Origin of the sequence: Cryobacterium sp. Y82, assembly GCF_002929495.1 — a bacterium.
Taxonomy (GTDB): Bacteria; Actinomycetota; Actinomycetes; order Actinomycetales; family Microbacteriaceae; genus Cryobacterium; species Cryobacterium serini.
On the sequence record NZ_PJJJ01000034.1, the window covers coordinates 121,681 to 132,105 of the forward strand.

Here is a 10,425-nt window from a genome sequence, read left to right on the forward strand (position 1 = left end):
CCGTGAACCCGCAGGATACTTGGTCAGATGATGTTTTACGAAATGGGTACTCAATATCAAAACGGGACCCAAGAGCGAAATGTCGCCGGTCTGCTCATCGAGCGGGACCAGCCGCGTGTCGTCCAGGCCTGGTTTCAGGGGATGAACCCTCAGCTTGAAGACACGACGCCGGCGCGGCGCGATGGGCGTCCCGCTCGATCAGTATTGGGCCATGGTGGTCGCCGACTGGGATCAGACCGGAACCATGCGCGCCAGATGGCTATCGAAAACGTGGCGCGATGACCGCGTTCTTTATCGCCCGAGCCGGCACTGAGTGGCAAGTCTCTACTGTCAGAAAACGCGGATCGCGATCTCGGCCGGTGCTGCGAGCAGCGATTCGATTTCCTCGTCGAGCTTGACGAGGGTGATCGACGCGCCTGCCATGTCAAGCGACGTGCAGTACTCGCCAACGTAATTACGCCCGATGGTGATGCCCGCGCTGACTAGTTTCTCGTGTGCCAGGCCGTACAGCAGGTAGAGCTCACTGATCGGCGTGCCGCCCAGGCCGTTGACCATGACTGCAACACGATCGCCGGACGTGAACGGCAAATCCGTGATGACGGCTCCGAGAATGTCATCCACGATTTCGTCTGCCGAGACGAGATTGCCGCGCCTGCGCCCGGGCTCACCGTGAATGCCGACGCCGATCTCGATCTCGTCCGGGCCGAGATCGAAAAGGGGTGACCCTTTCGAGGGCGGTGTACAGGCCGTCAGCGCGACGCCCATCGTACGCGTAACCGAGTTGACCTTCTCGCCTATCCGGATAATTTCATCAAGGTCGGCACCGGCTTCCGCGGCCGCGCCGACTGCCTTCATCACGAAAAAGTTGCCGGCAACACCGCGACGACCGATCGTGTAGAGCGAGTCCTTGACCGCGACGTCGTCGTCAATGAAGAGCGTCTCGACCCTGATGCCGTCGGCGCGTGCCATTTCCTGCGCCATCTCAAACGCCATTCGGTCTCCGGTGTAATTGTTGACAAGCAGCAGCACTCCCTTCGGTGAGGCGAGCAGTTTCGTCGTCTCGTACACGTAGTCGACGGGAGGCGCAGCGAAGACATCTCCGGGGCAGGCAGCGTCGAGCATTCCTCTGCCAACAGTCATGACGTGGGCGGGTTCGTGGCCTGACCCGGAACCCTGGATGATGGTCACCTTATCTGCGTTGGGTGCATCGGCACGGTGGATGAGGTTGTACTCCGGGACGTACCTCAACGTGTCAGGATTTGCGAGTGCAAGGCCCTTGAGCATGTCCGGGACGAAATTCTTCGGATCGTTGATGAACTTCTTCATGGTTTCTCCACGTCTTTGTGATGTTGGATGGGGTTTGGGTTCTAGTGGGGCAGAAAAGCCTATGGGTTAGCGGGCTCGCGGTAGTGTGGAGAGCCGCTCGAGGATGACGGCCACGGCGATCGCACCGGCATCGGGCGAGCCGATACTGCGCTCACCGGTGTAACTGGCGCGTCCACGTCTTGCCTGTAAAGAACTGGTCGCCTCTGCTGCTTCGCGTGCGGCTTTCGCGGCTTCCTCGACTGTCTTTTCGAAAGACGAGCCCTTTGCGACGGCTGCCTCGACAGCGTCAGTCGCCGGGACGAGCGCGTCGAGCAGCGTCTTGTCGCCGACATCAGACTTGCCGCGTTCCTTGATGCCCTCGATCGCCGCTCGCAGCATTGCGACGACATCGGCTCCGCCGACCGTATCGAGACCGCGCACTGCGCTGGAGGCGCGAAGGAAGGCGGTACCCCAGAGGGGGCCGGAGGTCCCACCAAGACGGCTCGTGATTGTGCGCGCGATTTTCTGGAGAAAGACGCTCGAGTCGGTGCGGTCGTAGACGTCCCATTCTTCGAGTACTTTCTCGAAACCGCGCGCAAGCGAATATCCGAAATCGCCGTCTCCCACGACGGAGTCGAGTTCGCAGAACGCGGCTTCGTTTTCGATCGCGGTTTCGGCGATTGATCGGACAACGAATTCGGTGTCGATGATGCTGCGCGTCTTCATTGGGTCTCCTGAGGTTTGGGGCGAGAGAGCGCCGCCACATGGGCGAGATCGCGCAGCGTAATGAACGGCCCTGGATCGATGTTGTACGGGTCCGCGATCACCCGGGTCATCTCGCCGGGATTCGGGTCGCCCAGTGAAGAGACCACGAGGGAAGCGGCGGAGAAGTCCTCGCGAAAGGTGTAGCTGCTTACCGTCACGACGGTTCGCAGACCGGCCGTCGTCGCGGAGCGCAAGCCGTTTTCGCTGTCCTCTATAACGATTGCTTCTTCTGGCGAGATTCCAAGCTCAGCGAGAGCGTGCAGATAGATGTCGGGCTCCGGCTTCTTCTTCGCCACGATGTCGCCCGCAAAAACCGCGAACTGTGACGCGTGCTCGGGACCGACGGCGTGTGTGAGGACTGCGCGAACGGATGGCTCCGCCGATGTGGACGCGACCGCGAGGGTCCATCCTGCCGCACTCGCCTCCCGCACGATTCGATCGATACCGGGTCGTGCCGGAACGACACCGCCCTCAATGAGATCCGTGTAGATCTCGGTCTTCCGGCGATGCCATGCCGCTACGAGAGCGGTGCGTGCCGTCGGGTCGTCGGGGATTTCTATCAGTTCAGCAAACTCGGGCGTGACCAAGCTCATCAACCGTTCCTTGCCTCCACTAATTTTTACCTTGTCGGCGTAGTCCTGGACACTCCACTGCACGGGCAGCCCGAATTCGCGAAAAGTTTGGTTGAACGCGGGTAGGTGACCGTACTGCTCCGTGTCGGCGAGTACGCCATCGCAGTCGAAAATCAGAGCCGGCATCGCTTCACCACGCCTTATTAGCGCTGCCGAATTGACCTGCCAGATCGACGACGAGGTGCATGATGTCGGCCCGAGTGCTTGCAAAGAGCGACGGCGGATCCCATTTGTCGCGCTTCTGCGCCTCAGTGAGGAAGGCGAAGCTTGACTTCATGAAAGTTTCCTTGAGGGAGGTCGATATGTTGACCTTCGCGCAACCTCGCGCGATCAGATCACTGAACTGTGCTGAGGTGAGACCGCTTCCGCCATGTAAGGCGATTGGGATTGGATGGCTCCTCACAATGTCACTTACCCGACCGAAATCGAGGACGGGTGTGGCCTTGTACGTGCCGTGCGCATTACCAATCGACGGGGCAAAGACGTCAACACCAGTCGCCTCGATAAAACGCAGCGAGACTTCGAGCGACTGTCGCGCCGTTTCCTGGTCGGATCCGTGGTCGTCTTCGACACCCGTGATGGCCTCGATCTCGCCCTCGACGTGAGCGCCGTAGAGCCGGGCCTCTTTCACGACTTCGATCGTCTGCCGCTGATTCTCTTCGACGGGTAGTGCAGAGGCATCAAAGAGCACTGAGTTCCAGCCCTGCTTGAGGCACTCTGTCACCACTGCGCGATCCGGGCAGTGGTCTAAGTGTAATGAGACCGGAACCTCTATTCCCTCGGTCAGCGACCGCCAGAGACTGGCGAACACGCCAGACCCGATACTCCGAACGGTCTTCACTGAGGTCTGAACAATCACTGGCGACCTGGCCTCCACGGCCCCAGCGAGCACTGCTTCCAACGTTAAATCGTTGAAGACATTTATGGCAGGGACACCGTAGCGCGCACTGAATGCGCGATCGACGATGTCTTTCATTGGCACGACACTCACAGCAACCTCCGTGTTTTGGGTATCTTTACGATAGGGCAGGTCGGACGTGATAAGCCATACAGGATTCCCCCTCCTTTTCGAGGTGGGGAATCCTCTAATGCTCGGCGATCGCGGCTTCCGAAGCGTGCGCCCTGTTCATGTGCACGAGCATCGTGCGATTGTGGGCGCCGGTTTTTCGGAGCAATGATCCGACGTGCTTTTCGACCGTCTTGACCGAAATGAACAACATGCTGGCGATCTGCTTATCTGCCATGCCCTGCTCGACAAGTGGGCGCACCTGACGCTCCCGTGGAGTGAGAGTGTCATCGTCGGATCCGTGTGAGGAGAGTACTGTGAGGTGGTCGAGAATGTCGTTTTGAAGCAGCGCTTCGCCACGACATGCGGCAATGATTACGCGTGAGATCGTTGCCGCGTCGGATTTGAGGCTGAGGAATCCGCGCACGTTTGCTTGCGTTGCTGAACGGATTTGGTCAACGGTCGGGTTTTCTGTGAGGACAACGATTGTGGCGTTTGGGTCGAATTCACGGATCTTCGCGAGCGTGCCGAATAGTTCTCCGTTGAGCGCCCGGAGGTCGACGATGAGCACGTCCGGGCGGAGCATCTCGTAGGCATCGACCAGCTGACGGCCTGAACTCAACTCCGCGGTGACCTGGATTGCAGGTTCGCTCAGGTGCAGCAGCCGAACGAGTCCGGCGCTGATAATCGGCTGGTCGTTCGCAATGAGAACCTTCCAGCGCGGCTGCGGGACGATTTCGCCGGTTCCGGAAATATACGGGATAGTCGCTCGGATCTTCGTTCCCCATCCCGGAGTCGTATCGATGACGAGCTCGCCATCAAGGTGACTTGCGCGCGACATCATCCCGTGGAGCCCGAGGCACCCGGAAGACAACGACGAGAAGTGCCCGCCGTGGGCCTCGGCGAGGTCAAAACCTCGCCCGTCGTCATCGATTAAAACTGACAGCACCTCGGTGTCGTAGACGAGTCCGACTCGAGCGCTTCCGGCACTGGCATGCGAGACAACGTTGCTGAGGGCCTCTTGGACGATCTTGAATGTCTGGTGTGCAATCTCTGGCGCGAGAGGTCGCGGCGTGCCGACGATAACGAGTTCAGTCGTTGTCATACACATGGACTCCACCCAGGCAAGCTCTGTATCGATCGCTGCGTCGAGCGTTCGGCCCTCCAGCGATGCCGGGCCAAGGCCGAGTGCCGTACGGCGCGTCTCGGTCAAGGCGTCATGGGCGACCGTGCGGGCGCTGCTGATGAACACTGCGGCAGGTTCGCCGTTGCGGTTCGCCCTGTCCGCCTCGTCGAGGTGGAGGAGCAACGATGCAAGCGACCTTCCGACTGTCTCATGGACGTCCCGTACGGCCCGTTCTCGTTCTGCAGCCACGGCTGCCTCGCGAGTGCGGTCGGCGGCCTTTGCATACAGTGTTGAGTTCGCGAGTGCAATCGCCGCGTGATGCGCGAAGAGTTCGGCGAGTTTGGCGTCTGTCGTCGTGAACACACGCCCAGGAGTGGCGCTAAAAATGACGCACGTTCCAACGATGCTGTCATCCCATTTAATGGGTACTCCGATGACAGCGCAGTGCAACCGCGGGTCATCTGCTGCAATGTGACCGGCGCGCAGTACCGACGCGTACTCGTCGAGGATGACGGTTCCACGACTATGGACGACTTCGCCAGTGACGCCCTCGTCGAGCGAAAATGTCTGCCCTTCGTGACAGCCGACCCCGAGGTCAACTTTTTTGGTATACATTCTGCTGGCCTCGTCGTCCAGCGAGATCGAACCACTCTCACAACCCAGGAGCGCAATCGCATGACCGAGGATGCGTTCAAGCAGCGGCGCCAACTCGAAGCGTCCCGCAAGGTCCCGGGCGAGATCTGTCACAGTGTCCAGCTGGTCGCGCAACCCGACTGACGAATCGATTACGAGGTTCTCGGGAGTGTGCATATTACGTCCTCTCTGACGAATGGCAAACAGCCCGACTAGGCATCAAGGACAACATGTGTCACTGCACCTGCGTGCCGGGGCCACTGCCAAGTAGATCATGTTCGATGCTGGTTTTCCCTACGTCCTTTCCCTACGCCGACGTGTGGGAAGTCCTCATAGTCTGTTTGAGGGGCGCATGGTTGCCTAGGAAGTGTCGGTGACGGCTCCTGATGGTGAGCGTGGAGGATCAGGTATTGCATCATCGCACCACATGAAAAGGAGACGCGACGTGGTAGGTGAAGCGCAGTGGCCCACATCGGAATTCTGACCAGCGGAGGTGACTGTCCCGGTCTTAACGCTGTCATCCGTGCGTGCGTACTTTGCGGTATCCGCCGGAGTGATGACACTTTCATTGGGTTCGTCGATGGCTGGCGTGGCGTGCTCGATCGCAACACAATCGATCTGGATTGGATGAGCGTACGCGGAATATCGAAGCTCGGCGGCACGATCCTCGGTACGTCCAGGACGAATCCGCTGGGCGAGGGAGGGGGCATCGAGCACGTTCGAACGAACCTGAAGGCGCTCGGAGTAGACGTCCTCATCGCGATCGGTGGTGAAGGAACGCTCGCCGCCGCGAAAATTCTCAGTGACGCTGGTATTCCGATTATCGGCGTGCCCAAGACGGTCGACAACGATCTCTCGGCGACCGATTACACGTTCGGCTTTGACACCGCGGTCGAGATCGCCACGGAGGCGATCGACCGGCTCAAGACGACCGGTGAATCACACCACCGGTGCATGATCGCCGAGGTAATGGGTCGAAACGCCGGATGGATCGCCTTGCACGCCGGAATGGCAACTAGTGCACACGCGATTCTCATTCCCGAGCAGCGGTCCAACCTTGCTGAGATCTGTGAGTGGGTGCAAAAACCGTTTCGGCGTGGCCGCGCGCCGCTCATCGTCGTCGCGGAAGGTTTCATCTCAGACGAGATGGCACAGCCGCACTACGCGCGAGGACTTGACGCGTTCAACCGCCCACGGTTCGGCGGGATCGGCGAGCGCCTCGCGCCCATCATCGAAGAGCGAACCGGTATTGAAACCCGCGCAACAACGCTTGGGCACATTCAGCGTGGCGGCGTCCCCAGTGCTTCCGATAGGGTCCTTGCAACCCGTCTCGGCATCGCTGCGGTTGGGGCCGTTCACGACCGCGATTGGGGCAGCATGGTGGCGGTGCGCGCGACGGACATCGTTCGCGTCAACCTCGCGGAGGCGCTCGACTCGCTCAAAACAGTGCCGCAGCAACGCTATGACGAAGCCGCGATTCTGTTCGGGTAGCCCACGGCAGGGCAATGGTAACTACGAAACTCCAACAGGGGGAATCCGCCGACTGGTGGCCGGTGGATACCCCTGCGCTGGTATACCTGGGTATGTCGTGAGCCTAGTGGTGGGCCTCGTACTTGACTGGTTCAGGCAAGCCTGCCTCAGCACGGATTTGACGAGACAGGCGCTCGACCGAGATGAGCGCGTACATGACGCTCTCCGCCGTGACCTCGAACGACATGTTGTGAATCGTCTCGCCTTCTGCCGTGGCCGCCTCGGCGACGATGCGCAGTGTTTCCGCGTCGTCAACGTCGATACCAACCTCAGTCAGGGTGGTCGGCAGTCCGACGCGGGTTGTGAACTCCACAAACGCCCGAATGTCGGCGAACGGTGCTCCCTCAAGGACGAGCTGCGTCACCGATCCAACATTCACCTTGTAGCCGTGCTGAACACCCCTGGTCTGCGGCACGGCAGTGAGACCGTTGTGGATCGCGTGCGCTGCCGCCAGACCGCCGGACTCAAACCCAAGACCGGAGAGCAACGTGTTCGCCTCGATGACCTTCTCTAGAGCCGGTGTGACGACATGATCGCGCACGGCGGCGATAGCCGGAATGGCGTTTTCCCACAAGACATCCCACGATAGACGGGCGAGCGCCGTGCCGGTGAGGGTGGGAAGATCTCCCGCGATCGTGTCGGAGAAAGACCCTGCGACAGCCTTCGCCTCAAGCCAGGTAGCGAGCGCGTCACCGACGCCGGCGATAAGGAACTCGGCCGGGGCGTTCGCGACAATCTGCGTGTCCACCAGCACCAGATCAGGGTTGCGAGGAAAATAAAGATACTCAAGGAATGCGTGGTCCTCGGTGTAGATGACACCCAGCGTCGAGGTCGGCGCGTCGACCGATGCTGTGGTCGGTACGGTCACCCAACGGATACCAGCGTCATGGCCGGCGGCCTTGGCCGTATCGTGCGTGCTTCCTCCACCGACAGAAACGTCAATGTCCGCGTTGTGCTTTTTGAGGAGCTCTACGAAGCGCCCGATTTCCTTCGGGTGCGGGATACCGTTAAATTTCTCGCGGAACAATCTCCTTTGACTGAATACTCCAGGTAGCGAGTGGCGACCTGTAGCCGACGCTACGCCCGGCACCACACACGGAACAATGGGGAATTCCTCGTTGTACGTGGGGAGTTTCCCCCGTCATCTCCCCATAGCTGGGCGCGAACTTCTGACGGAGGCAAACGCGATTCACCTGCAGGGCGCCGAGGGGGCGAGGTCTGCGCAGTTGTCCGGGCTACGCGTGCGGGCTCGAGTCGGATGGCGTCGGCCTACCGCCGCTGGATCCTGCAGCGCGCGATCAGGCCGGGTCCCAGGGCAGGGCCTGATCGGCCGGAACCGGGGCGAGCGGAATCACCACCACCGGACGATGCTGACGGTGCGCCAGTTGCGCCGCCACCGAACCGTTGATGAACTCCTGCAGGCTGGCCCGCAACGTCGCCTCCCGGGTTCCGACTACGATCATCGCGGCATTGAGAGTATCGGCCAAGTCGCCGAGGGCCTGGGCCGGATTGCCTGCCAATGCCCGGGTGCTCCAGGGGAGAGCGCCTCCGTCGAGGAGCGCGGCCAGGCGCGATGCGAGATCCGGGTCGAATTTGTCCTCCGCAATTTCGGGCGAGTCCGCGCTGAACGGCAGACTCGTCATCGTGCCGTCGCCCAGGTTGTAAACCCGGTACTGGCTGGCGTCCACGGAGGCGCACACCAGTTCCGCATCGAAACGTGCCGCGAACACGGCCGCCCGCTCCACGACGGTATCCGGCTGGCCGGGCACCACCCCAACAATCACGTACGCGCTCATGCTGTACTCCTTTGATTTCGGCGCCCGGCAGACCGACAGGATCGACGGTCGTCTCGGCTCACGGCCAGCATGGCAGATTCCGCCCCCAGACGCCGTTTGCCAATGCGGAGACTCTCATTCATCGACGAAGAAAATGTCACGTTCAGGTGTTCGGCAGGGCGGACGTTTCTGTTTGGCGTCCGAACAGGTCGACCAGGGCGAACACCAGGGCTACGGCGAGGAGTACCAGCGCGACCAGGATTCCGTTGAGAAAGCCGTCACGAAACACCTGCACACGGTCAGGCTGGCTCGCCTCCGCATACAACGTTGCGTAGAAGGTCGAGATTATCGCCGCGACTCCAATCGCCGTTCCCACCCGCTGACCTACCTGCGCCATTGACCCGGCGACGCCTCCCTGAGTGACCGGAACCTCGCTCAGGGTGAGCGTCTGGTTTGGCGAAATGACGAGACCACCGCCGGCACCGGTCATTGTCATGGCTGCGGCGATCAGCCATGGTGCGAGGTCCACCGAGGCGAACAATCCCGCTAGTAGAACGAGCACAAAACCGATCATGACGGTGACCAGGCCGAGGGCAACGAGCTGGCGGCCCCAACGAAAGACCAGACGACCGCCGATCCACGACATGACCGCGGAGGCGAGGGCAAACGAGATGCTCACCATTCCGGCGAAGACGGGCTCAAGCCCGAGGCCCTGCTGCAGAAAAAGGGTGACCAGCAAAAAGTACGGCGGAATTGCCGCAAAATAGGCCGTCGAAATCAGGATCCCGTTGCGATAGGACGCCGTGCGAAAAAGCGCGAAGTTCACAACGGGTGATTTACCGATTTGCTGGTAGCGCCGTTCCCACTTGAAGAACGCGGCGCCGGAAAGACCGAACACAATCAGCCAGAACCAGCGGCGGGGGTCATCCGTTGGAGCGCCGGTTGTCAGCACGAACGGAAGCATGAGGCCGAGAGTGGCAATGCCCAGAAACAGGATGCCGACGAGGTCGAGCCCCGTGCGTTCTCGCTCATGAGTCTGGCGTTTAGGAAGCACTCGCATCGCAAAGTAAAGCGCCAGAAGGCCCAGTGGCACGTTCATCCAGAACGATAGACGCCAGCCGATATCTGGGCCGCCGACGGCGATCAGGAGGCCGCCGAGGGTTGGTCCGAAGGCCGTCGAAACGCCGATGACCGCTCCAAACAAGCCGAAGGCGCGCCCGCGTGCCGCGCCCTGGTACAGCTGTTGGATTAGCCCGAGAACCTGCGGCATCTGAATTCCCGCAGCAATTCCCTGCACGATACGCGCCACGATCAAAAATTCGATCGTGGGCGCGAGCGCGCACAGGATGCTCGCCGCAGTGAACGAGCTGAGGCCGACGATGAACATGAGTCGCCGGGAATGAATGTCGCCCAGCCGACCGGACGGTACCAGCGCCAGCCCGAAGGCGAGTGCATAACCCGCGACGATGAGCTGGAGTTCGGTGGTGCCGCCGCCGAGCGACTGCTCGATGGCCGGCAAGCCAACATTGATCTTGGACAGGTCGAGGATGGTGAGTGAAGCAACTCCGACGCACACCCAGAAGGCTTGCCGCTTTAGCCTGTCGGCATGTTCGGAGGAGGCAGGAGTGCTGTTCGGCATGGTCCAATGATTCT

General features: G+C 60.8%; 9 protein-coding genes. 1 reads left to right on the forward strand and 8 read right to left on the reverse strand.

What is annotated here, in order from left to right:
- Positions 1 to 330: 330 nt before the first annotated feature.
- The 5 genes from dhaK to CXY70_RS11535 form a co-directional block, all read right to left on the reverse strand.
- Positions 331 to 1,326 carry a dihydroxyacetone kinase subunit DhaK gene (dhaK, locus tag CXY70_RS11515; protein WP_104192509.1) on the reverse strand — a complete coding sequence of 332 codons (996 nt, stop codon included), beginning with the start codon at positions 1,324 to 1,326 and terminating at the stop codon, positions 331 to 333.
- A gap of 66 nt (positions 1,327 to 1,392) precedes the next feature.
- Positions 1,393 to 2,031: a dihydroxyacetone kinase subunit DhaL gene (gene dhaL, locus CXY70_RS11520; protein WP_104192510.1), complete on the reverse strand. Its 639-nt coding sequence runs from the start codon at positions 2,029 to 2,031 to the stop codon at positions 1,393 to 1,395.
- A complete protein-coding gene (locus CXY70_RS11525; RefSeq protein ID WP_104192511.1) occupies positions 2,028 to 2,828 on the reverse strand; it encodes an HAD-IA family hydrolase in 801 nt (266 codons plus the stop codon). The genes dhaL and CXY70_RS11525 overlap by 4 nt, the downstream gene beginning before the upstream one ends.
- A 4-nt stretch (positions 2,829 to 2,832) precedes the next feature.
- The gene (locus CXY70_RS11530) at positions 2,833 to 3,678 is read right to left on the reverse strand and encodes a class II fructose-bisphosphate aldolase (protein ID WP_233205901.1); all 846 of its coding nucleotides are present in this window, start codon (positions 3,676 to 3,678) and stop codon (positions 2,833 to 2,835) included.
- A gap of 109 nt (positions 3,679 to 3,787) precedes the next feature.
- The gene (locus CXY70_RS11535; protein ID WP_104192513.1) at positions 3,788 to 5,644 is read right to left on the reverse strand and encodes a LuxR C-terminal-related transcriptional regulator; all 1,857 of its coding nucleotides are present in this window, start codon (positions 5,642 to 5,644) and stop codon (positions 3,788 to 3,790) included.
- A gap of 285 nt (positions 5,645 to 5,929) precedes the next feature.
- Here CXY70_RS11535 and CXY70_RS11540 point away from each other — a divergent pair, with 285 nt between their 5' ends.
- Positions 5,930 to 6,958, forward strand: a complete 1,029-nt coding sequence (locus CXY70_RS11540; protein WP_104192514.1) for an ATP-dependent 6-phosphofructokinase — start codon at positions 5,930 to 5,932, stop codon at positions 6,956 to 6,958.
- Positions 6,959 to 7,061: 103 nt separating this feature from the next.
- Here CXY70_RS11540 and CXY70_RS11545 read toward each other — a convergent pair whose 3' ends face one another.
- The 3 genes from CXY70_RS11545 to CXY70_RS11555 all read right to left on the reverse strand — a co-directional run bounded on the left by CXY70_RS11545 (position 7,062) and on the right by CXY70_RS11555 (position 10,411).
- Positions 7,062 to 8,024: a glycerol dehydrogenase gene (locus CXY70_RS11545; RefSeq protein ID WP_233205902.1), complete on the reverse strand. Its 963-nt coding sequence runs from the start codon at positions 8,022 to 8,024 to the stop codon at positions 7,062 to 7,064.
- Positions 8,025 to 8,295: 271 nt separating this feature from the next.
- Positions 8,296 to 8,793, reverse strand: a complete 498-nt coding sequence (locus CXY70_RS11550) for a universal stress protein (protein WP_104192516.1) — start codon at positions 8,791 to 8,793, stop codon at positions 8,296 to 8,298.
- Between the two features lie 142 nt (positions 8,794 to 8,935).
- Complete coding sequence (locus tag CXY70_RS11555; protein ID WP_104192517.1) at positions 8,936 to 10,411, reverse strand: MFS transporter; 1,476 nt, start codon at positions 10,409 to 10,411, stop codon at positions 8,936 to 8,938.
- Between the last annotated feature and the right edge of the window lie 14 nt (positions 10,412 to 10,425).